Origin of the sequence: Streptomyces pratensis, from assembly GCF_016804005.1 — a bacterium.
GTDB classification, from domain to species: domain Bacteria; phylum Actinomycetota; class Actinomycetes; order Streptomycetales; family Streptomycetaceae; genus Streptomyces; species Streptomyces pratensis_A.
Genome location: NZ_CP051486.1, coordinates 3,630,346 through 3,653,612 on the forward strand (window position 1 = coordinate 3,630,346; position 23,267 = coordinate 3,653,612).

Here is a 23,267-nt window from a genome sequence, read left to right on the forward strand (position 1 = left end):
GCCCCCTTTGTCCTGGAAGGACCCCATCAGTGAGCGATGAACCAGCCCCCGGGGTGCAGGCTTCGCGAGGCGGGCCGGTAGACCGTGCCGCCCGCGTGCCGAGTGCGGTGCGCGAGGCGGTGGCACGCGCGCTACAGATGGCTCCCCAGGAGCTGGACGGCGACCGGGATCTCTACGAACTCGGTTTGGATTCCCTGATGTTGATGGCACTCGCCAGCGAGTGGCGCCGGGGTGGCAGTGTCGTCACCTTCAAGGAACTCACCAGCGAGCCCACCCTGAACGCCTGGACGCGCCTGATCGAAGAGAAGGCCCGTGGCGGCGCATCCTTCAGTGGGCGGCCCGCGCCGCCCGCTGTCGCGCTTGCGGAAGAGGCCGGACCGTTCCCGTTGGCGACCATGCAGCACGCCTACTGGATCGGCCGCCAGGCGGGTCAGCCTCTCGGTAGTGTCGCCGCCCACTTCTACGTCGAGTTGGACGGCGGCGAACTCGACCCGGCCCGCCTGGACACCGCTCTGAAGACGCTCGTACGGCGCCATGGCATGCTGCGGGCGGTCTTCGACGAGGAGGGGCGCCAGAGTTACGGCGGGGCGCACACCGGCCTCACGGTCCATGATCTGCGTTCCCTGACCGCCGACGAGGCCGGCGCGGAGCTGGAGCGTATGCGTGAACGCAACACCCACGCATACGGGGACCTCGCGGCCGGCGACGTTTTCCGTGTCGCCCTGTGCCTGCTTCCGGGCGGTGGGACACGGCTGCAGATCGACCTCGACATGATGGCCGGGGACGCACTGAGCCTGCGGGTCCTGCTGTCCGATCTCCGGGACTTCTACGAATCCCCCGGCGCGATACCCGTCGAACTCCGCCTCGATTACCGGCAGTATCTCGCCGAGCGTGCACGCAGACGGGGGCCCGAGCGCGAACAGGACGCGGCCTGGTGGCGGGAGCGGCTGGGCGAACTGCCCGGCGCACCAAGACTGCCGACCACCGTCGATCCGCTCACCCCCGTCCAGGCCGTTGACGCCTCGCTCACTCATTCCCGCCGCCTGCACCACTGGCTCGACCCCGAGGCCAAGGCCGCCCTGATCAGCCGTGCCCGCCGCCACGGCGTGACCCCCGCCGCAGCTCTTGCCACCGCCTTCGCCGAAGTCATCGCCGCATGGAGCGGCAGCCAGCGGTTCCTGCTCAACCTCCCGCTCTTCGACCGGGAGATGTTCACCCCCGAAGTGGCCCACCTTGTAGGTGACTTCAGCAGTTCGGTCCTGCTCGACGCGGACATGAGCGCCCCGCTGCCCTTCGTCCGCCAGGCACGACAGGTACAGGAAGGGCTTCAGGCCGGCATCTCCCACAGCTCCTACAGCGGTGTGGAGGTTCTGCGCGATCTCGCACGCCTCGAAGGTGCCCCCGTGCTCGCACCGGTCGTCTACACCAGCGCCATCGGACTCGGTGAGATCTTCGAACAGGACGTCCAGAAGTCGTTCGGCCGACCCGTCTGGATCATCTCGCAGGGCCCTCAGGTCTTCCTGGACGCGCAGGTCACCGAGCTCGACGGCGGTTTCCTCCTCAACTGGGACGTGCGCGATGGTCTGTTCGAGCCGGGCGTCCCCGAAGTGGCCTTCGACGCGTACCAGCGGCTGATCACCGGTCTCGTCACAGATCCCTCTGCCTGGACCCGCCCCGTGGGCGCCCTGCTCGGCCCCGATGTCCTGTCCCGGCGCGCGGTCGCGGCGCTGCCGCCCACGCCTCAACCGGACCGCGCTCTGCACACCCGCTTCTTTCGCCTCGCCGAGACCGAGCCGACACGGCCCGCCGTCGTGCGCGAGAGCGGTGACAGTCGCACATACGGTCAACTCGCCTGTGAGGCGCGGCAGGTGGCTTCCCTCCTGCGCCGCCACGGCGTGCGCGAGGGCGACACCGTGACGGTGACCCTGCCCAAGGGCGCCGACCAGATCACCGCCGTGCTCGGGGTGCTGGCCGCCGGTGCCGCGTACGCACCTGTGGGAGTGGAGCAGCCCGCTGTGCGGCGTGCGCGTATCCACGCGGTCGCCGGCCCGTCCGCCGTACTCACCGACCGGGCGCACCGCCACCTGAGCGCGGACGTCTCGTCCGCCCCCGTCCTTCTCCTGGAGGACGCCCTGGGGGAGACCCCCGGGCCGGTGGCTCAGCCGGACGCGGAACTGCCCGCCTACGTGCTCTTCACCTCCGGCTCCACCGGGCTGCCCAAAGGCGTCGAGATCCCGCACCGTGCCGTCGTCAACACCATCGAGGCGATGGAGGACGAACTCGGGCTCGGGCCGGATGACCGCACACTCGCGATCTCCGCCCTGGACTTCGACCTCGCCACATGGGACATCTTCACCCCCCTTTCCCTCGGCGGCCAGGTGGTCGCGGTCGGTCAGGAGCACCGCAGGGACGCCCACCACTGGGCCGGGCTCGTACGCACCCACCGGGTGACCCTGGTGCAGTGCGTTCCGGCCCTGCTGGACCTGCTGATGACGGCGGGTGAGGACACGGGCCTCGGAGACTCACTGCGTATGGTCCTGCTCGGCGGGGACTGGGTCGGTCTCGACCAGCCGGACCGCCTGCGTTCCCTCGTTCCCGGCTGCCGCTTCGTGGCACTCGGAGGCATGACGGAAGCGGCGGTGCACTCGACCGTCTTCGAGGTGGACGTCCCCGAACCTGCCTGGAAATCGGTCCCTTACGGTCGGCCTCTACGGAATACCAAGGCGCGCGTGGTCGACGGCCGAGGACGCGACTGCCCGGACTTCGTCCCGGGGGAACTGTGGGTCGGCGGGCGAGGGGTGGCGGCCGGATACCGGTCGGACCCCGAGCGCACGGCCGAACGCTTCGTCGAGCACGAGGGCGAACACTGGTACCGCAGCGGAGACCTTGCCCGCTACCGGCCCGACGGCATCCTGGAGTTCCTCGGACGCGCCGACCACCAGGTCAAGCTCGGCGGCCACCGCATCGAACTGGGCGAAGTGGAGTCGGCCCTGGAGGCCGATCCGACCGTCCTGCACGCGGTCGCCACGGTCCTGGAGACCCCGGTCCGGCGGCTCGCCGCCGCCGTCTCCGGCCAGGGCGCCACGCCCACCGCGGACACGGTCCGTGACCGGGTCGCCGAACGGTTGCCGTCCTACATGGTTCCGGACCAGATCCTGGCCCTGGCCGATCTGCCCCTGACCGCCAACGGCAAGCTCGACCGAGCCGCGGTACGCCATGCGCTGGCCGAGGCGGCGGCGGGTGAGGGGTCCGCCCGGACACGAGCGCCGCTCGGCCCGGTGGAGACCGCGGTCGCGCGTGAGTGGTCAGCTCTCCTCGGCGTCGACGGCATCGGCCGGGACAGCAGCTTCTTCCAGCTGGGTGGTGACTCGCTCGTCGCCACCCGCATGATCGGCCGGCTGCGCGCGGCCGGACTCACCGGCGCGCGCGTCGCCGCGTTGTTCACCCACCCCGTCCTCCGTGACTTCTGTGCGACGCTGCGCCCCGCTACGGCGGCCGACGAGGACGGGCCGGGGGAAGCCCTGGTGCCCGACCCCGCCCACGCCCACGAACCGTTCCCGCTGACCGACGTCCAGGCCGCCTACCACACCGGCCGCGACCCGGGCTTCACCTTGGGCGGCGTCGGTACCTGGCACTACAGCGAGTTCGACGGCACGGATGTCGACCTCGACCGGATGGAGCGGGCCTGGCAGGCGCTCGTCAACCGGCACGGCATGCTGCGCGCCGTCGTCACCGACGGTACCCAACGTGTCCTGCGCGATGTCCCGGTCCCACGCATCTCCGTCGAGGACGTGGGCCTCGAAGAAGCATCCGAGGCCCTGGCCCGCCTGCGCGAGCGCCTGTCCCACCAGGTGCGTGACCCCGCCCGCTGGCCCCTGTTCACGGTCGAGGCGGTGCGCTACCCGGACGCCACCGGCACGACCAGGACCCGTCTCGGCATCGGCCTGGACTACCTCGTCCTCGACGCGCTGTCCATCACCACGCTCTACGCCGAGCTCAACGCCCTCTACGCCGACACGGAGCGTCCGCTTCCCCCGGTGGACGTGTCGTTCCGCGACTACCTCACCCAACTGCCCTCCGATCCCGATGCGACCGAGCGTGCCCGCGCGCACTGGCAGGGCCGTCTGGACGAACTGCCCCCGAGCCCTTCGCTGCCCTTCGACCGCGATCCGGCGACCATCGGTGCTCCCTCCTTCACCCGGCGCCGACTGCGGCTGGACCCGGCGGACTGGCGCACACTCAAGGAGGCCGCCGCCCGCCATGGCCTGACGCCGTCCACCGTGCTGCTCGCTTCGTACTGCGAGGTGCTGGCGGCCTGGAGCGGAACCGACGCCGTCACCGTCACCCTCACGCTGTTCAACCGGCGTGACGCGCACCCGCATATCCATCGGGTGCTGGGTGACTTCACCTCGCTGTCCCTGGCGGGATACCGCCGGGAGGACGAGGGCTGGCCGGCTTCCGCCCTAGCCCTCCAACGGCGTCAGGCCGAGGACCTCGACCACAGGGACGTGCCGATCGACTGGCTGCTGCGGGAGTTCGGCCGCCGCGCGGGGACGGTGGAGTCCGCCGCCCCCGTCGTGTTCACCAGCGCCGTGGGGGTCGGCGACGCGGCCCTGGCGGATCCAGGCAGCGGCTTCCCGGCGAAGATCTGGGGCATCTCGCAGTCCCCCCAGGTCTGTCTGGACAACCAGGTCACCGAGGAGTCCGGAGCGCTCGTCGTCACCTGGGACGCGGTGGAGGAACTCTTCGCCGACGGCGTCCTCGACGCCATGTTCACCGCCCACACCCGGCTGCTGCGCCACCTGGTGACGAGCGACTGGGCGTCCCCCTTGCCCGATCCGCTGCCCGCAGTGCAGCGGGAGCGGCGCCGCGCGGCGGTGCTGGAGGCCCGACGGGACCAGCCGGTACCCGCTGCCCTGCATGAAGCCTTCTTCGTGCACGCCGAAAACAGCCCCGCCCGCACGGCCCTCGTCACCCCGGACGGTGCGACGACCGGTTACGGCCCGCTGGCCGAGCAGGCACTGCGTACGGCTGCTGCTCTGGTGGCCGCCGGGGTGGGCGAGGGCGACCTGGTCGCCGTCACCCTGCCCAAGGGCCCGGAACAGATCGCCGCCGTCCTGGGCGTGGTCGTGGCCGGTGCCGCTTATGTGCCGCTCGGTCTCGAACAGCCCGCCGCTCGGCTGGAACGGGTACGCGCCACGGCCGGCTTCCGGCTCGTGGTGGGGAGCTGGCCCGCCCCGCCCGGCCAGGAGGAGAACACGACGGCACCCCGCGTGTTGTCATTCCCGGACACGCAGGCGTTCCCGCCGCTGTCGGCCCCCAGGGAGATCCACCCCGACGCGCTCGCCTATGTCATCTTCACGTCGGGCTCCACAGGTGAGCCCAAGGGTGTCGAGATCACCCACGCCGCCGCCTGGAACACCGTCGCCGACATCGGGACCCGACATGGCATCGGCCCGGACGACCGCGTGTTCGCACTGTCGGCCCTGGACTTCGACCTGTCCGTGTACGACATCTTCGGGCTGCTGTCCGTCGGCGGATCCCTGCTGCTGCCCACCGAGGAGTTGCGCCGCGAACCGGCGCGCTGGCCCGGCCTGGTGGCCCGTCATGACGTGACGGTATGGAACACCGTTCCCGCTCTCCTCGACCTTCTGCTGGACGCCGACGAACGGCGTGCGCCAGGTAACGGCGGCATCCGGGGCCTGCGTACCGCGCTGGTCTCCGGTGACTGGATCGGGCTCGACCTCCCCGGCCGACTGAAGGAGCGGACCGCGCGCCCCTGCGTGTTCGTTGCCATGGGCGGAGCCACGGAGGCATCCATCTGGTCGAACACATTGACCGTCGACGAGGTGGACCCCCGATGGGTCTCCATCCCGTACGGACGGCCCCTCACCGGGCAGGACTACCGGGTCGTCGACCCGGCGGGGCGTGACTGCCCGGACTGGACCCCCGGAGAGCTGTGGATCGGCGGCCTGGGACTGGCCCGCGGCTATCTGTCGGACCCGGACCGCACAGCCGAGAAGTTCGTCGTGCGGGACGGCCGGCGCTGGTACCGCACGGGAGACCTCGGACGGTACCGGGACGACGGAACACTGGAATTCCTCGGCCGCCTCGACAGCCAGCTGAAGATCGCGGGCCACCGCATCGAGGCCGGTGAGATCGAGGCCGCCCTCGAAGCGCACCCGGACGTGGTACGTGCCGCGGTGGTCGCGGTGGGGGAGCGCACAGCCAAGCGTCTCGTCGCCTTCGTCGTGCCGCAGGAGGTCACTGCCACCGACGACGTCATCGCTGTTCTCCCCGCCTGGCTCGCCGAGCGGCTGGCCGCCTACGCCGTGCCGTCCCGGCTGCTCGCGTTGCCGGCCCTGCCGTTGACCGGAAACGGGAAGGTGGACCGGAACATCCTGGTCCGCACGGCCGAGCAGGAGACCACCGCCACCGGTGCCGAGCCGCCACGGGGTGAGGTCGAGACGGTGCTTGCGGAGCTGTGGCAGGAGTACGTGCCCGGCCACGCGCCGGACCGCAACGCCAACTTCTTCACGCTCGGCGGGGACAGCCTCTCCGCGCTCCGCCTGGTCGGCGCGGTCGAACGCCGGCTCGGGGTCTCCGTGCCCGCCCGGCGCATCTACGCCGCTCCGACCATCGCCGCCCTCGGCGCGGACATCACCCGCACGCTCGCTGCCGACTCGACCGCTTACGAAACTGGAGAACTGTGAACCCCGCTGAACTTCTGGCCCGCTGCGCCGACGAGGGCGTGCACCTGTGGGCTCAGGACGGACAACTCCGCTTCCGCGCACCGCAGGGCCGGCTCACGGACGAAATCCGGACCGAACTGCGCACGCACAAGGCAGCGATCCTGCACCACCTACAAGCTGACGACACCGTCCTGCGGAGCGACGAAGCCGGGCGCCACGACCCCTTTCCGCTGACGGACATCCAGGCGGCCTACCTCATCGGCCGCACCGATGCCTACGCCTACGGCGGCATCGGCTGCCATGCCTACGTCGAACTGGAGTACGCCGAGCTCGACGTGGAGCGCGTCGCCACCGTGTGGGGCGAGCTGGTCCAGCGACACGACATGCTGCGCGCCGTCATCCACAGCGACGGCTACCAACGGGTGCTGCCCGACGTCCCCGCACCGGACGTGACCGTCGATGACCTGGTTGCCATCGCCGACGTGAGCGAGGCCGACGCGGCCGTCGCGCGCACCCGGGCGCGGATGTCCGTACGGCAGAAGCCCACCGACCGCTGGCCGCTGTTCGACGTGCACGTGAGCCTGACCGGCACGCGTGCCGTGCTTCACCTGTCCTTCGACATGCTCACCGTCGACCACGCCAGCCTGCGGATCCTCCTCGCCGAGTTCCAGACCCGTTACAGCGGCTCCGCACTGTCCGAGGCACCCCGGTTCTCCTTCCGCGACTACGTCCTGGCCCGGCGTGCCCTCGCCGAAGGCGCCGAGTACACCCGGGACCGGGCGTACTGGACGGACCGGCTCGACACGCTTCCGCCCGCTCCCGAACTTCCTCTCTCGGAAACCTGGGAGCCGAAGGTGGAGGGCGCCACGGTCACCGGCCGCGAAGCCGCGACCGGTGACGCCGCGAGCTTCGCCAGGCTCGAGTACCTGCTCCCGTCCTCCGCCAGGGAACGCTTCACCGAACGGGCGGCACGACGAGGACTGACTGTGTCCGCCGCACTGCTCACCGCTTACGCCGAGACCGTCGGCCGCTGGTCACGCACCACCCGGTTCACCCTCAACGTGCCGACGGTGGACCGCCCCCCGCTGCACGAGGACATAGGCCGGCTCGTCGGTGACTTCACCTCCCTCGAACTGCTGGCCGTCGACCTCGACGCCCCGGTGTCCTTCGCCGAACGGACCCAGACCCTCGGCGGCCAGCTTCTCGAAGACCTGAGCCACCCCCTGTTCACCGGATCCGAGGTGCTGGCCGAGCTTTCCCGCAGAGCCGGAGCACCGGTCCTCATGCCGGTCGTCTTCACCAGTGCCCTCAGCTCCGGTGCCACATCGGGCGGGGTGCCCCCGGAGGTGACGTATGCCGTCACCCAGACGCCGCAGGTGTGGCTCGACTGCCAGGTCATGCGGCGAGGTGACGCGCTGAGCCTGTCGTGGGACATTCGGGAGGGGGCACTCAGCGGCTCGGTCGCCGAGGACATGTTCGCCGCCTACACCGGCCTCGTACGCCTTCTGTCGGGCGAAGGCGCCGTCGGTGAGGCGGCCTGGGACGAGCCGGCCCACGTCGAACTCCCGGTGGCTCAGACCGCCCGCAGGTCCGAGGTGAACGCGACCGAAGGGCCGCTGCCGGACACCCTGCTCCACGCACCCGTGCTCACCCAGGCGAAGGCCACACCGGACGCGATCGCGGTCCGGACACCCGAGCTGGCCCTGTCGTACCGGCAGCTCGTCCACCGCGCGAGCGCCTTGGCCGGCACTCTGGAGGAGTCCGGGCTGCGGCCGGGTGAGCCGGTGGCCATCTGGATGGACAAGGGGTGGGAACAGGCGGTCGCAGTGCTCGGGGTCCTCATCGCGGGCGGCGCGTACCTCCCTGTCGACACGGCACAGCCGCCGGCCCGCCGGGACACGATCCTGGCGGACGCCGCTGTCCGCACGGTCCTGACGCAGTCCTGGCTCGCCGAGACCGACGACCTCCCCCCGAACGTGTCCGCCTCGGCCGTCGACCTGCTGCCGGAGGACCTCCCGGCCACGACGCTCCACGCAACCCGCCACCCCGACGAACTCGCCTACGTCATCTACACGTCGGGCTCAACCGGCACGCCCAAGGGCGTGATGATCAGCCACCGCGCCGCCCTCAACACCGTCGAGGACATCAACCGCCGGTACGCCGTCAACGACCAGGACCGCGTCCTCGGCATCGCGGGGCTGAGCTTCGACCTCTCCGTGTACGACCTGTTCGGCCCCCTGTCGGTGGGCGCGACACTCGTCCTGCCGCAGGCCGAGCGGCGCGGCGACCCCTCGCACTGGGCCGAACTCGTCCAGGACTTCGGCGTCACCGTCTGGAACTCCGTGCCCGGACAGCTGCACATGCTGTGCGACTGGCTCCGCGCGGAGCCGGTCGCCGACGACGACAACACCCTGAGGCTGGCCCTCATCTCCGGCGACTGGGTCCCGGTCGCCCTGCCCGACGAGGCCCGTGCCGTTCTGCCGGGCCTGGAAGTCATCTCCCTCGGCGGCGCGACCGAAGGTTCCATCTGGTCCATCGCGCACCCCGTCGGCGAGGTGGACACCGCACGCCCGAGCATCCCCTACGGCAAGCCCCTGACCAACCAGAGCTTCGCCGTGCTCGACCAGCAGCTGCGCCAACGGCCCGAATGGGTCCCGGGCGAGCTGTACATCGGCGGAGCCGGCGTCGCCATGGGCTACATCGGTGACGAAGCACGCACCGCGGAGCGGTTCCTCGTGCACCCCGTCAGCGGTGAACGGATCTACCGCACAGGCGACCTCGGACGCTACCTCCCCGACGGATCCATCGAGTTCCTCGGCCGCGAGGACGCCCAGGTGAAGATCCGCGGCTACCGGGTCGAACTCGCCGAGGTCGAAGCAGCCGTCCAGGCACACCCGGCCGTGGCCGCCGGCGCGGTCGTCGTCGACGACTCCGGCTCCGGAGGCCGACGTCTCGCCGCTTTCGTCGAGACGGCCCGCCGCGAAGGCGACGAGCCGGCGAGGCAGGCCACCGAAGGTGTCCACAAGGCGGCGGCCGAAGCCGTACGCGCAGCGTCCGAAGCCGTCGACCCCGCGCAGTTGACGGCCTTCCTCGACGCTCTCGACGACGTCGCGCTCGCAGAGATGACGCGCGTGCTCCTGGCGGCCGGGCTCTTCGGGGACGGCGCCGCACACTCGGCGGACGAGGTGGCCACCGCCCTGCGCTCGACCCCCCGCCACCGTCACATCGTGCGGCGATGGCTGCGCGCCCTGGCCGGCCGGGGGCAGCTGACGCACCGCGACGCCGATGACACCTATAGGGGCCTCGCTGCCATCCCCGGGGCCGAGCTGGAACGGAGATGGCGGCGCGCCGCCGAACTGGAACGCGAGGTCGGGTGGAGCACCGAACTGCTCACCGTCATGCGCACCTGCGCCGACCGGCTGCCGGAGCTGATCGCCGGAGACACAGGAATCAGGGAGCTCCTTTTCCCCGGCGCGGCGCTGGAGGCGGCGGACGCCGCCTACCGCGACAACCTCGCCATCCGCCACCTCAACCGTGCCGTCGTCGCCGCACTGGCCGAGATCGCCGCCGCACACACCGGCGAGGACCGGCTGCGGGTGCTGGAAGTGGGCGGAGGCGTCGGCGGCACCACGGGCGAACTGGTGCCCGTACTCGCCGAGTACGGGGTGGATTACCTCTTCACGGACGCGTCGGCCTTCTTCCTCAACGAGGCACGCGAACGCTTCGCGGACCACGCCTGGGTGCGGTACCAGCGATTCGACGTGGACGAGGACCCGCGCGAGCAGGGCCTCGTACCCAACACCTTCGACGTCGTGGTGTGCGCCAACACCCTGCATGCCGCCGCCGACGCCGATGCGGCAGTGGGCCGGCTGCGAGAACTGCTGGTTCCCGGCGGACAGCTCGTGTTCGTCGAGAACACCCGTGACGAGAACTGCCCTCTGCTGGTCTCCATGGAGTTCCTCGAGGTCGCCGGACACACCTGGACCGACGTACGCGCACACACCGGCCAGTCCTTCCTCACCCACTCGCAGTGGCGGGAGCTCCTCGACCGGCACGAGGCGACGGACGTGGTGTCACTGCCGGAGCCGGAGGACCCGCTGGCCGCCACCGGGCAGGAGGTGTTCATCGCCACGGTGAAGGGAGACCGGCACCACGTACCTGTGGGCGAGCTGTCGCGCAGCGCCGCCACCCGGCTGCCCGAGTACATGCTTCCCACCGTCTGGCAGGTGGTCGACACCCTGCCCCGCACCGCCAACGGCAAGACCGACCGGTCACTGCTGCGGACCTGGCTGCCCCGGGAGACCACCCGGCCCGTGGTGGACGAGCGGCCGATGGACGACCTCGAGACCAGCCTGGCCGGGCTTTGGGCAGAGCTCCTGTCGGTCGAGCGCGTCACCAGGAACGACGACTTCTTCGCCCTGGGCGGGGACTCCCTGCTGGTCGCCCGCATGGTGGCCCAACTGCGCGACCGCGTACCGCAGGCCGCCGAACTCGAATGGGAAGTCGTCCTGCGGCAGATGCTCCGCCGCCCCACGGTGGCCGGACTCGCCGGCTTCCTGCGGGGACTGACCAGCGAGGAGGAAGCACTGGGCAACGGGACCGCGATACGGACCGATCCCGTCATCCAACTGCACGGTGCGCGGTCGGCCGATGAGCCGACAACGGTGCTCGTGCACGCCGGAACCGCCACGATCATGCCGTACCGGGCGCTGATCACCGAGATCAGGCGACGCTCCCCAGGACTCGCCGAGGTGGTCGGCGTGGAGGTCCCCGACCTGAACGGCTTCCTCGCCTCCCCGCCCGAGGGACTCATCGAGCAGCTCGCCGCCGACTACGCACGCGCCCTGACAGCGGGCGGCCGACGCCGCTTCCACGTCGTGGGTTACTGCCTGGGCGGACTGATCGCCACCGAAGTGGCCCGCAACCTGGCGGAGTCCGGGGCCGAGGTGGAGAGCCTCACCGTCATCAGCAGCCACAGCCCGCGCTTCCGTCTGGACGACGAGCTGCTCTCCGAGTACTCCTTCGCCGTCATGATGGGCATCGACCCCGCCGCGCTGGGTTTCCCCGGCGACCAGTACCGGGTGGCCGCGGCAGCCGACGCCGTCCTGGCCGGCAGCCCCGGGGTCCTGCCCGACGGCGGGCTCGCCGCGCTCCCTGCCGAGTTCGCCGACGTAGCGGACCGCTTCCGGGCCCTGGCCGAGGTGCCCCGCCCGACCCGCATAGCGCGGATGTGCGAGGCCGTCCCCGCATCCGCGGGGACCTACGAACCCGAGCACATGACACGGCTGTTCCTCGCCTTCCGGCAGAGCGTCTTCGCCATCACCCGCTACGACGCCGAGCCGTACGCGGGCGACATCACCTTCCTGCGTCACGACGGTGCGTATCCCTTCCCCGGAAGCAAGGACGCCGTCACCACGTACTGGCACGAACTGGCACTGGGCGAACTGGACATCGTCGACATCGGCGGTGACCACTACAGCTGCCTGTCCGTCGAACACGCCCCCACCATCCTCAAGACCCTCAGTGAGCTGACCCAGGGAGCGATCACCCGATGACGAAAAGACCTCTCATCGGTGTCCTGGGCGCTTCCGGAGCCGTGGGCCGGGCCGCCGTGCGCGAGCTGCGGGCACTCGGCCACGGGGGACTGCGGTTGGGCGGGCGCACCCCGTCGGCGCTCCGTGCGATCGCTGAACAGGACCCACATGGCCGTGACGAGACCGTCAGAGCGGACGCCGAGACCCCGGGCGGCCTGAGCGCCTTCGCCGACGGATGCGACGTCGTCCTCAACTGCGTCGGCCCCACCTACCGGCTCCGGGCCACCGTCGCCTCGGCCGCTCTCGCCGCCGGAGCACACTGCGTGGACGTCGCCGGGGACGACCCGGCCGCCGAGGACCTGCTCAAGGACGGCGACCCCGGCCAGGACGGCCGGTCCGTGGTCCTGTCGGCGGGGGCGCTGCCCGGCCTGTCCAGCCTGCTGCCGCGCTGGCTGGCCCGGCAGGGCCTCGACCGGTCCACCGGTCTGACGGCGCACTGCGGCGGCCTGGAGACCTGCTCACCCACGGTGGCGCAGGACCTCATGCTCTCGCTCACCTCCGGGGGCGCGGACGGCGCCGCCTACGGCGAGCCGCTCGCGGCCGTCCGGGGCGGCCGTCGCGTCACACGCGCGTTGCGTACCGCCGAGGACACCGAACGGGCAGGATTCCCCGGCAGGGTCGCTGTGCAGCCCTACCTGAGTGGAGAGAGCGAACGCCTCGCGAACGACCTGGGGCTCGACCGGCTCGACTGGTACAACGTCCACCCGGGTGCCCAGGTGCGCTCCCTGCTCAGCCTCCTGCCGGGCCACCTTGCCGAGGGCGCCGACCCGGACGAGCTGGCACGCCGCCTGATCCTCGCCGCCGATCTCGACCTGGCCGGGCGCAAGCCCTACTACGTCATGGACTTCGAACTGGCCGGGGCCGCGTCAGGACGGCCCGCGACGGCCGGACTGACGCTGCGCGCCGCGAGCAGCTACCGGCTGACGGCCGCCGTCGGCGCGCTGGCGGTCGACGCGGTCCTGGACGCCGTGGTGCCCCCCGGTGTCCACTTCGCGTGCGACGTGCTCGACCCCGACGCCGTGGTCCGCCACCTGCGTACGGGCGGTGCCGGCGAGCTGCGGCTCACCGGCACCGCCGCACCGGCGGACACCGAGCCGGACGAGGAGGGGGTCCTGTGACCGCCGCAGCACCCTTCCGTGTCCTCGTCTGCGGCACCAACTTCGGCCGCTTCTACGCCGAAGCCGTTCGCAGGCGGCCCGGATACGTCCTGGCCGGCATCCTCAGCCGGGGCTCCGCCGCCTCAAGGGCGTACGCGGAAAGCACCGGCGTGCCCTTCTTCACGGACGTCGATCAGCTCCCGGACGACATCGACGCCGCATGCGTGGCGGTCAGCTCCTCGATCTCTGGCGGAGAGGGAACGGAGCTGGCCAGGGCACTGATGGACCGCGGCATCCACGTACTCCAGGAACACCCTGTGCACCTCACGGAACTGACGGACTGCCTCAAACACGCACGGCGTCGTGGAGTGCAGTACCGCGTCAACACCCACTATCCGCACGTGGGCCCCGTCCGATCCTTCATCGAAGCGGCCCGCAGGCTCACTACCCTGCAGAAGCCGCTGTTCGTGGACGCGGCCACGCCCGTCCACCTGCTGCACCCGATGGTGGACATTCTCGGTCAGGCGCTGGGAACCCTGCGCCCCTGGCGCTTCGCCGACCCGGCCGCGCTGCCCGCGGACATCGGTCCGCAGCCGTTCCGCACCCTGCAGGGCGTGATCGGCGGCGTACCGGTCACCTTGCGGGTGCACCACCAGCTCGATCCGTCCGACCGGGACAACCACGCACTGCACTGGCACCGGCTCTCCATCGGTACCGAGGGCGGCGTCCTCGCACTGGCCGACACCCACGGACCAGTCCTGTGGAGTCCACGGCTGCACATCACCAGGGACGAGGACCGCCGGTTTCGCCTCGACGGCCCGGGCACGGGAAGCCTCGGTCTCGGCACCACCGCAGTCGTCGGCACCACGGGCACCTTCCAGAACGTGTTCACCGACCTGTGGCCGCAGGCGATCGGCAGCGCCCTCGACGGCCTGCGTGACGCGGCGGTGCGTGGTGGAGACGCCCTTCGAGCCGGGCAGTACGACCTCGCGGTGTGCCGCATCTGGTCCGACCTTGCAGCCCGGCTGGGGCCGCCCGAGATCGTCAGGCCCGGGACTCCGCGCCCCCTTTCGGCCGGCGACGTGTTCCCGGACCCTGAGCCGGCCGCGTTCACCACTCGACGGGCCGCTCCACCCGAGCACTCCGAGGAAACGGCTCCCTACACCCCCTCGGCGGAGTTCTTCGACCTCGTCGCGGCACAGCACACCGCGACCGCGAGTGCCTCCGCCGTCGCCGCCCTGTTCGCCGACGCCGAACTCGGTGACGGCCCTGTGCTCGACATCGGCGCGGGAACCGGACTCCTGACCGAAGCCGTCGCTCGCGCCAGGCCCGACGTGGAGATCCTCGCCTGCGAACCGGCCGTCGGCATGCGCGCCGTACTGACCAGTCGGGTCTTCAGCGATCCGGACCTGCGCTCCCGGGTCACCGTCACGGCCGACGCCGCTCCTGACTGCGAACTCCCCGACCGCATCGGCGCCGTCCTCCTCTGCGGAGTCCTTGGCCACCTCGGCACCGCAGAGCGCCGCAGGCTCTGGGAGAGGCTGAGACAACGACTGGCCCCCGGTGGATTCGTCGTCGTGGAACTCATGGGATTCGACGCGCCGCTGACTCTGCCCGAGACGAGGCTCGCCACTGCTCGTGCCGGACAGCACCGCTACGAATGGTCGTTCTCCGGGGCGCCGGACGAGACGGACACGGCCGCGATGCGCCTGCACACCACCTGGCGCGTCCACCGCGGCGACGAACCCGGTGTGGTGCGCGAGGTGCACGACTCGTACCGCTGGCACCCCTTCGGTCTCAGCGACGTCGCCGCCGAGTCCGGCATGACCGTACGCGCCCTGCCCACCCGGCCCGGTGCGCCGCCCCTGGCCGTACTCACCCACGAGCCGGGCCCGGTACCCGCTGCCCGCCGCCCCCTCTCGTCTCCGTCAGCACCTACCGAGGACTACCGATGAACGCTTCCACCCCTCCCGGCTCCGGCACCCCCGGCGTGAGCGGACCGTCCGAAGCCGGCCTGCCCCGCGACTTCCCGATCCAGCGGGGTTGTCCCTTTGCCGCGCCCGCGGAGTACGACACCCTGCGCACCGATGATCCGGTGGCGCGCGTGACGCTCCCCACCAGGCGCGAGGCATGGGTGGTGTCCCGCTACGACGACGTGCGCGCCCTGCTCTCCGATCCACGCGCCAGCGCGGACATCCGCCGCCCCAACTTCCCGGCGCTCGGCGAGGGGGAGCAGGAGGCCGGGGCGAAATTCCGCCCCTTCATCCGCACGGACGCCCCTGAGCACACCCGCTACCGCCGCATGCTCCTTCCGGAGTTCACCGTCCGGCGCGTACGCGCCATGCGGCCCGCCGTACAGGCCCGCGTGGACGAACTCGTGGACGACATGCTCGCCGCCGAGCAGCCGGTCGACTTCGTCTCCGCGTACGCCAACGCCGTCTCCACATCGGTGATCTGCGAACTGCTCGGCATCCCCCGGGAGAACCTCGAGTTCTTCCGGGACGTCACCCGGATCTCCGGCTCCCGCCACAGCACCGCTGAACAGGTCTCCGAAGCCCTCGGCGGTCTCTTCGGCCTCATAGGCGGCCTGGTGGCCGAACGCCAGAAGGAACCCGGCGACGACCTGCTGTCCAAGCTCGTCACCGATCACCTGAACACCGGAAACGTCACCCTGAACGAACTGCTCTCCGCCGTCGGCATCACCATCAACGCCGGCCGTGAGACCAGCACCAACATGATCGCCCTCAGCACGCTGCTGCTCCTTGACCGGCCTGACCTGAAGGAGGAACTGCTGGCCGAGCCCGCGCTCATGCCCCGCGCCGTCGACGAACTCCTGCGCGTCATGTCCATCGCCGATTCCATCCCGCTGCGGGTGGCGGCCGAGGACATCGAGCTCTCCGGCCGGGTGATACCCGCCGACGACGGCGTCATCGGACTCCTCGCCGGGGCCAACCACGACCCCGAGCGGTTCGAACACCCGGAACAGGTCGACTTCCACCGGCCGGAGAACCACCACATCGCGTTCGGCTACGGCGTCCACCAGTGCATCGGGCAACATCTGGCCCGGCTGGAGCTGGAGATCGCCCTGGAAACACTCCTGCGCAGGGTTCCGACCCTGCGTCTCGCGGGTGACCGCGAGGAGGTCACGTTCAAGCACGACTCGGCCACCTTCGGACTCGAAGAACTGATGGTGACCTGGTGACCGCCTCCTCCCTCTCACTCCCGAACGCCTCCCACAGCCCGTGGATCAGGCGCTGGAGCGACGGGACCGCCCCCCGCCTCCGGCTGATCTGCCTTCCGCACGCGGGCGGCAGCGCGAGCTTCTACCGCCCCTGGGCGGCACTGCTGCCCCCTGAGGTCGAACTGCTCGCCATCCAGTACCCCGGCCGCGAGGACCGCTACGAAGACCCCGCCATCGTGAGCATGGATGAGCTGGTCACCGCCCTCGCGGACGTCCTGTCGGCCCTGCTCGACCGGCCGTACGCCCTCTTCGGGCACAGCATGGGATCGGCCGTCGCCTGGGAACTGGCCCACGAGCTGAACGGCCGCGGGGCACCGGCCCCGCGCCGCCTGTTCGTCTCCGGTCGCGCCGCCCCCGGCACCGCCGTTGTCGGTGACGTACACCGCCAGGACGACGACGTGCTCTGCGCCGAACTGCGACGGCTGGGCGGCACCAGCAGCGAGGTGCTCGATGATCAGGGCCTCCGTGCCCTGGTCCTCGGCACCGTACGCGACGACTACCGGCTCATCGAGACCTACCGTCCCTCCGTCCGCCCGCGACTGGACTGCCCGGTCCACGTACTGACCGGCAGCGAGGACCCGGAACTAGGCCAGGAGCGCATCAGCGAGCGGGCCGGAGGCTGGGCGGATCTCACGACCGCCCGTACCGAGGTACGCACCTTCCCCGGCGACCACTTCTACCTCACCCCCCGGCGCCGGGAGGTCGTCGCCACCGTCCTGCGGCGGATGGACCCCTCGCTGACCGCGGGCGGACACATGTGGCCGAGCACGCCGTGAGCCGGACGCCGCGTCCCCGTCCGTTCTCCTGGAGATTCCTTTGATCGACTACTACTCGACCTCGGCCGAGTTCTACGAAATGGTCGCCACCCGGCACACCGCCAGCAGCGGACCACCCCTCAGGCGTGTCCTCGAAGGTGTCGACACCTCATACGGCCCCGTGCTGGAGATCGGCGGGGGCACCGGACGCGTGACCGAGGTCATCGCATCAGCACTGCCGCAGGCGGAGATCATCGTGGCGGAGCCTTCCGCAACGATGCGCGCCATGCTCACCTCACGGGTCGCCCGCAATCCCGATCTGCGCCGCCGTGTCACCGTGGTGGACGGAGCGGCCCAGGACCTGCCCCTGCCCGACCAACTGTCGGCCGTAGTCATATTCGGTGTCGCGGGCCACCTCACGGTCCCCGAGCGGGTGGCCCTCTGGAAGCGGCTCGCCGCCTGCCTGCCGGACGGAGCACCCATCGTCGTGGAACTGATGGGCGTCTCCTCCCCACGCGTCATCCCGCCGGTGATGTCCCTCAGAGAGACCATCGGACGCCAGACCTACGAGTGGTGGATCGGCGGCGAGCCCACCGAGGGCGACGCCATGCGGTTCACCACCACCTGGAAGGTCCTGTCCGACGGCCGCACCGTGCGCGAGGTGACCGACAGCTACGTCTGGCACACCTTCGACGTCGCCCGGCTGGCCGCCGAAGCGGGCATGACCAGCCGCCGCATCACCGAGGCCGGCGGACAGGCCATCCCCGAGATCGGAGTCCTCGTCAAGTGAAGCCGCACCCGTCCGGCCACGGTCCGGACCCCACACCCCCCTCCACCCCGCAGCCCGCGCTGCGTACCCTGCTGAGCGGTGCCCGGGGGCGCCTCGCCCTCGCAGTCGGCCTCCAGACGGTCGCCTCCCTCGCCGGAGTCGTTCCGTTCATCGCCGTCTCCCGCATCGCGGACCGTCTCACCGACGGCTCCCGGGTCGGCGGCGACGACCTCTGGCCGCTGGTCACACTTGCCTGCGCAGCGGGCCTGCTCGCCCTGCTGTGCGGCTCGGCGGCCGGAGCCGTCAGCCACCTCGCGGACAACGACATCCAGCTCGCACTCCGCCGACGCCTCGCCCAGCACATCGGCCGCCTGCCCCTCGGCTGGATCACCACGAGGGGAACCGGCCAGGTCAAGCAGGCGGTCCAGGACGACGTACGGGCCCTGCACACCCTGGTCGCCCACACACTCCTCGACGTCGTCGGCGTCCTCACCGCCCCGGTGCTCGCCCTGGTCTACCTGTTCACCATCGACCCGAGCCTGGCCCTGATCAGCGTCCTGCCGCTGGCCGTCGGCGTGTTCCTGTTCAGCAGGGCCATGTCCGGAGCGGGGGCGCAGATGGCCGAGTACGGAGCCGCGCTGAGCCGCATCTCCTCCGCTGCCGTCGAGTTCGCCGGTGGCATCGCCGTCCTCAAGATGTTCGGCCGCGGGCGCACGGCGTACGAACGCTTCCTGGGCGCGACCGACGGCTTCGCCGACTTCTTCTCCCGGTGGGTCCGCTCGACGCTCGCCACCTCGACCGCCGCCCTGCTCGTCGTCTCCCCGGCCGTGGTGCTCCTCCTGTTGGCCGTGGCGGGCGCGGTGTCCGTGACCAACGGCTGGATGACCGGTGCCGAAATCGTGCCCTTCCTGCTGCTCGGCCCGGCCGTCGCCGCCCCCATGGGCGTGGTCGGCCCCCGCATTCAGCAGATCCGGGCCGGCCAGGCGGCAGCCGTCCGTATCTCCGCACTGCTGGACACGCCCGTCCTGCCCGGCTCAGGGACACCGAGCGTGCCCGAGCACAACGGTGTCTCCCTGCGCGGAGTGTCCTTCTCCTACGACGGCCGTACCGACGCGCTCAGTGACATCGACCTGGATCTCGTGCCCGGCACCGTCACCGCGCTCGTCGGCCCCTCCGGGTCCGGCAAGTCGACCCTGGCTTCGCTGCTACCCCGCTTCCACGACGTCACGGCAGGTACGGTCTCCATCGGCGGCGCCGACATCCGGGATATCCCCGCCGGTGAGCTCTACCGCCGTATCGGCTTCGTCCTCCAGGACGTGCGACTGCTCCGGGCGAGCGTCGCCGACAACATCCGCCTCGGCCGGCCCGGCGCCACCGACGAGGAGGTCGAGCGGTGCGCCCGCTCCGCACGCATCCACGACCGGATCATGGCCCTGCCCGACGGGTACGCCACCGAGGCCGGCACGGACGTCATCTTCTCCGGTGGAGAGGCCCAACGCCTGTCCATCGCACGGGCACTGCTCGCCGACGCCCCCGTCCTCGTCCTGGACGAGGCCACCGCCTACGCCGATCCGCACTCCGAGGCGCTGATCCAGGACGCGCTGTCCGAACTGGCGCGAGGCCGCACGCTGCTGGTCATCGCACACCGGCTGGAAACGGTCCGCACCGCCGACCGGATCGTGGTCCTGGAAGGCGGACGTATAACCGAGCAGGGCCGCCACGAGGACCTGGTGACCAGGGGCGGCCGGTACGCCCGGCTGTGGGAAGCCCAGCGGGAGGAGCAACCGTCCGGCACACCCGGCCGGGTCTCCGCCGCGCCGCCCACGGACGGAACCCGGGACGACATCCGAGAGGGAAGCTCACGATGATCCGCCAGTTGTACAAGGTCCTGGGGCGCGAGGGCTCCCGTCCCCTGAGCGCCCTGCTTGCCCTCCTGTGCGCAGCGGCCGTCCTCCAAGGCGTCGCCTTCGCCCTGCTGGTGCCCACGCTGCGTGCTCTGCTGGGTGACCACCCAGACGGTGTGTGGCCATGGCTGACCGCCCTCGTCGTCATCTCTCTCGGCTACGCGGCCCTGCAGGGCGCCGCCCTCAGGGGCGGCTTCACCGTCGGTTCGCAGCTCTCCCGGGTCCTGCACCGCCGGCTTGCGGCGCGGGCACTGGACCTGCCCCTCGGCTGGTTCACCGCGGGACGGGCCGCCGAGTTCAGCCGCCTTGCCGGGCAGAACGTCATCCAGGTGATGAACATGCCCGCCCACCTGCTGAGGCCCTTCATCAGCTCGCTGCTGACCCCGGTCACCCTGGTGATCGCGACCTTCTTCTTCGACCGGCGGACGGCGCTCGTGCTGCTCGTCTGCGCCCCCGTGCTGCTGGCCGTACACGCGGCGAGCACCGCCGTCATGCGCCGCTTGGACGAGGGCCGGGACGGTGCGATCGGCGAAGCCTCGGACCGTGTACTGGAGTTCGCGCAGAACCAGCCCGTCCTGCGGGCCTTCGGCCGGACCACCGAAGGCTACGGGGCGTTGGACGACGCCCTGGTCGCGGAGTCGCGGGCCGACCGCCGGCTGATCGTCCGTGGCCTGCCCGGCCTGGTCTCCTTCGCCTTTGCCGCCCGGTTGGTGTTCGCCCTGCTGCTCGCACTGGGCGTGTCCTGGCACCTGGACGGTTCGCTGACGGTCCCCACCCTCTTGGCGCTCCTGGTGCTGACGGTCCGCCTGATCGACAGCCTCTCCGGGGCGGCAGACGTGGGCGCCGGGATGCGGATCGCCCGTAACAGCCTGGAGCGGCTCAGCGCCGTCCTGGACGAGCAGCCGTTCCCGCAGCCCGCGGAGCCGCAGGTACCCCGAGGTGCCGAGGTGGAGTTCGAGGAAGTCGGGTTCCGTTACACGGGGAAGGGCGTGGCCCAGGAGCAGGCGCACGCCACGCGCCCCGTGCTCGGCGACGTGAGCTTCCGCCTGGCGGAACGCAGCATGACCGCCCTCGTCGGTCCCTCCGGGGCAGGCAAGACGACGGTCGCCAGGCTGCTCGCCCGATTCTGGGACACCACCGAAGGCACCGTCCGGGTCGGAGGCGTCGACGTACGGGACATCGCTCCCGAGGCGCTCGCCGCGCATGTCTCCCTGGTCTTCCAGGACGTGTACCTCTTCGAGGGCACGATCGAGGACAACGTCAGGATCGGTGCCCCGGACGCCGGCCACGAGCGGCTGGCCAGGGCTTCGGCGCTCTCCGGGCTCGACCGTGTGATCGAGGAGCTGCCCGACGGTTGGGCCACCAGGGTGGGGGAGGGCGGCATCGCGCTCTCCGGCGGTCAGCGCCAGCGCGTGTCCATCGCCCGTGCCCTTCTCAGGGACACCCCGATCCTTGTCCTCGACGAGGCCACCGCCGCGCTCGACCAGGAGAACGAGGCCCTGCTCGCCGAGACGGTCCGCACGCTCGCCGCCGAGAAGACCCTGCTGGTCATCGCCCACCGGCTCAGCACGGTAGTCACCGCTGACCAGATCCTGGTGCTGGAGGACGGCGGGATCACCGAGCGCGGCACCCACAGCGAGCTGGTCACAGGGGGCGGCACGTACGCCTCCTTCTGGGAACAGCGCACCCAGGCCCACGGCTGGCGGCTGGAGACGACGCGATGACCACCGCCCGCGCCCTGAGGACGGGCGGAACACCACTGGAAAGGCACACCAGCATGACGACAGGCTCTCCGTACGACTGGGAGGAATGGGGGAGATCCGTACCCGAGCTCCGATGTACGAGCAGTATGGAAATCCCCTACGAGGACCCGTCGGCCGCAGCCGTGCGCCTCACGGACGCGGGACTGGACGACGAGTCCGCCGTGTACGAACAGGAGGGCTCCTGGTACTTCGCCGCGGGCTCCGCGGTGACGCTCACGGCGGACGCCGCCCGGGTCACCGCCAGGGCGGACGGACGGACCTGGACCGCCGAGGCGGGCAAACGACCGCTGGAGGTGTTCGCCGCCGCACTGGACGCCCTGGGCGACGTCGGCCACCAGGACCGCCGCTTCTACGGCTGGTCCGCCTTCGAGCTCGCACATATCCTGCACGGCGACCCGGCGGCGGCCGGTACGCGCCCCCTGCTGCACGCGCTGGTTCCCTGTGTCGAGGTGTCCCTCACGCCTGGCCGGGCCGAGATACGGGCCGTCGACGAGGCGTGGGCCCGGAAAATCGGCGAACTGCTCGCTGAGTCCCCTGCTTCCGCCACCCGGCCCGCCTCCGTCGGGGTGACACCGGACCGGGCCGAACAGCTCATCACCGACGGCACCGCGGGCTACGGAGAAGCCGTCGCCCGCACCGTCGCGGACATCCGGGCGGGCCTGCTGGAGAAAGCCGTGGTCTCGCGCGCGGTTGCGCTGCCCGCCGGGCCTGTCGCCGATTTCGCAGCGACCTATCTCGCCGGCCGACGGGCCAACACTCCCGCCCGTTCGTTCCTCATCGACCTCGGCGGGCGCAAGGCCACCGGATTCAGCCCCGAAACGGTGCTGGAGGTCCGGCAGGACGGCCGGGTCAGCACGCAGCCGCTCGCGGGCACCCGCGCTCTGGGACCTGACCCGGAGGAGAACGACCGACGGCGGGATGAACTGCTCACGGACCCGAAGGAGATCCACGAGCACGCCGTCTCCGTGCGCCTCGCGTGTGACGAGATGGAGGCGGTCTGCCGCCCCGGGTCCGTCGTGGTCGAGGAATTCATGGCGGTCAGGCCACGTGGTTCGGTGCAGCATCTCGCCTCGCGTGTCACGGGACGGCTCCGTCCCGGCACGGGCCCATGGGCGGCCTTCGCCTCGCTCTTTCCCGCGATCACCGCCACGGGCTCAGGGAAGAAGGCTGCGCTGAGCGCACTGGTGCGATACGAGGACGGCCCCCGGGGACTGTACGGCGGCGCGGTCTTCCGAGGGGGCACGGACGGTTCACTCGACGCGGCCCTGGTCCTCCGGACGCTGCTGGGTGAGGGGGACAGGGTCTGGCTCCGTGCGGGCGCCGGCGTCACCGGCCAGTCCGTTCCCGCACGGGAGATCGAGGAGACGTGCGAGAAGCTGCGCAGCGTAGCTCCCCATCTCAGGTACGCCGAGGGGTGACGGCTGTATCGCACATTGCCGGAGGGCAGGGGCA

The 23,267-nt window shown here is 71.1% G+C and carries 10 protein-coding genes; all 10 read left to right on the forward strand.

Features of this window, described 5'->3' with window-relative positions:
* Nucleotides 1–137 precede the first annotated feature (137 nt).
* From HED23_RS14920 to HED23_RS14965, 10 genes are read left to right on the forward strand one after another with little or no spacing between them, the layout of a single operon-like run.
* Nucleotides 138–6,713 (forward strand): non-ribosomal peptide synthetase, encoded by a 6,576-nt coding sequence (locus HED23_RS14920; RefSeq protein WP_238442274.1) that lies wholly within the window; start codon nucleotides 138–140, stop codon nucleotides 6,711–6,713.
* Nucleotides 6,710–12,247, forward strand: coding sequence for a non-ribosomal peptide synthetase (locus HED23_RS14925; protein ID WP_203183907.1), 5,538 nt, complete (start codon nucleotides 6,710–6,712; stop codon nucleotides 12,245–12,247). Before HED23_RS14920 ends, HED23_RS14925 begins: the two co-directional genes overlap by 4 nt.
* Nucleotides 12,244–13,404, forward strand: coding sequence for a saccharopine dehydrogenase NADP-binding domain-containing protein (locus HED23_RS14930; protein WP_203183908.1), 1,161 nt, complete (start codon nucleotides 12,244–12,246; stop codon nucleotides 13,402–13,404). Before HED23_RS14925 ends, HED23_RS14930 begins: the two co-directional genes overlap by 4 nt.
* On the forward strand, nucleotides 13,401–15,338 hold the full coding sequence (locus HED23_RS14935; protein ID WP_203183909.1) for a Gfo/Idh/MocA family oxidoreductase: 1,938 nt from the start codon (nucleotides 13,401–13,403) through the stop codon (nucleotides 15,336–15,338). Before HED23_RS14930 ends, HED23_RS14935 begins: the two co-directional genes overlap by 4 nt.
* Nucleotides 15,335–16,585 (forward strand): cytochrome P450, encoded by a 1,251-nt coding sequence (locus HED23_RS14940; protein WP_203183910.1) that lies wholly within the window; start codon nucleotides 15,335–15,337, stop codon nucleotides 16,583–16,585. Before HED23_RS14935 ends, HED23_RS14940 begins: the two co-directional genes overlap by 4 nt.
* Nucleotides 16,582–17,400, forward strand: coding sequence for a thioesterase II family protein (locus HED23_RS14945; RefSeq protein ID WP_238441954.1), 819 nt, complete (start codon nucleotides 16,582–16,584; stop codon nucleotides 17,398–17,400). The genes HED23_RS14940 and HED23_RS14945 overlap by 4 nt, the downstream gene beginning before the upstream one ends.
* Before the next feature lie 40 nt (nucleotides 17,401–17,440).
* Nucleotides 17,441–18,169 carry a class I SAM-dependent methyltransferase gene (locus HED23_RS14950; protein ID WP_203183911.1) on the forward strand — a complete coding sequence of 243 codons (729 nt, stop codon included), beginning with the start codon at nucleotides 17,441–17,443 and terminating at the stop codon, nucleotides 18,167–18,169.
* The gene (locus HED23_RS14955) at nucleotides 18,166–20,016 is read left to right on the forward strand and encodes an ABC transporter ATP-binding protein (RefSeq protein WP_203183912.1); all 1,851 of its coding nucleotides are present in this window, start codon (nucleotides 18,166–18,168) and stop codon (nucleotides 20,014–20,016) included. The genes HED23_RS14950 and HED23_RS14955 overlap by 4 nt, the downstream gene beginning before the upstream one ends.
* A complete protein-coding gene (locus tag HED23_RS14960; RefSeq protein WP_203183913.1) occupies nucleotides 20,013–21,776 on the forward strand; it encodes an ABC transporter ATP-binding protein in 1,764 nt (587 codons plus the stop codon). The genes HED23_RS14955 and HED23_RS14960 overlap by 4 nt, the downstream gene beginning before the upstream one ends.
* Before the next feature lie 53 nt (nucleotides 21,777–21,829).
* Nucleotides 21,830–23,233, forward strand: a complete 1,404-nt coding sequence (locus HED23_RS14965; protein ID WP_203183914.1) for a salicylate synthase — start codon at nucleotides 21,830–21,832, stop codon at nucleotides 23,231–23,233.
* Nucleotides 23,234–23,267 lie beyond the last annotated feature (34 nt).

Bases quoted from the DNA above. Each gene is read 5' to 3' on its own strand.
- HED23_RS14920 (WP_238442274.1), top strand. From the start codon at position 138: ATGGCTCCCCAGGAGCTGGACGGCGACCGGGATCTCTACGAACTCGGT.
- HED23_RS14940 (WP_203183910.1), top strand. From the start codon at position 15,335: ATGAACGCTTCCACCCCTCCCGGCTCCGGCACCCCCGGCGTGAGCGGA.
- HED23_RS14930 (WP_203183908.1), top strand. From the start codon at position 12,244: ATGACGAAAAGACCTCTCATCGGTGTCCTGGGCGCTTCCGGAGCCGTG.
- HED23_RS14965 (WP_203183914.1), top strand. From the start codon at position 21,830: ATGACGACAGGCTCTCCGTACGACTGGGAGGAATGGGGGAGATCCGTA.
- HED23_RS14960 (WP_203183913.1), top strand. From the start codon at position 20,013: ATGATCCGCCAGTTGTACAAGGTCCTGGGGCGCGAGGGCTCCCGTCCC.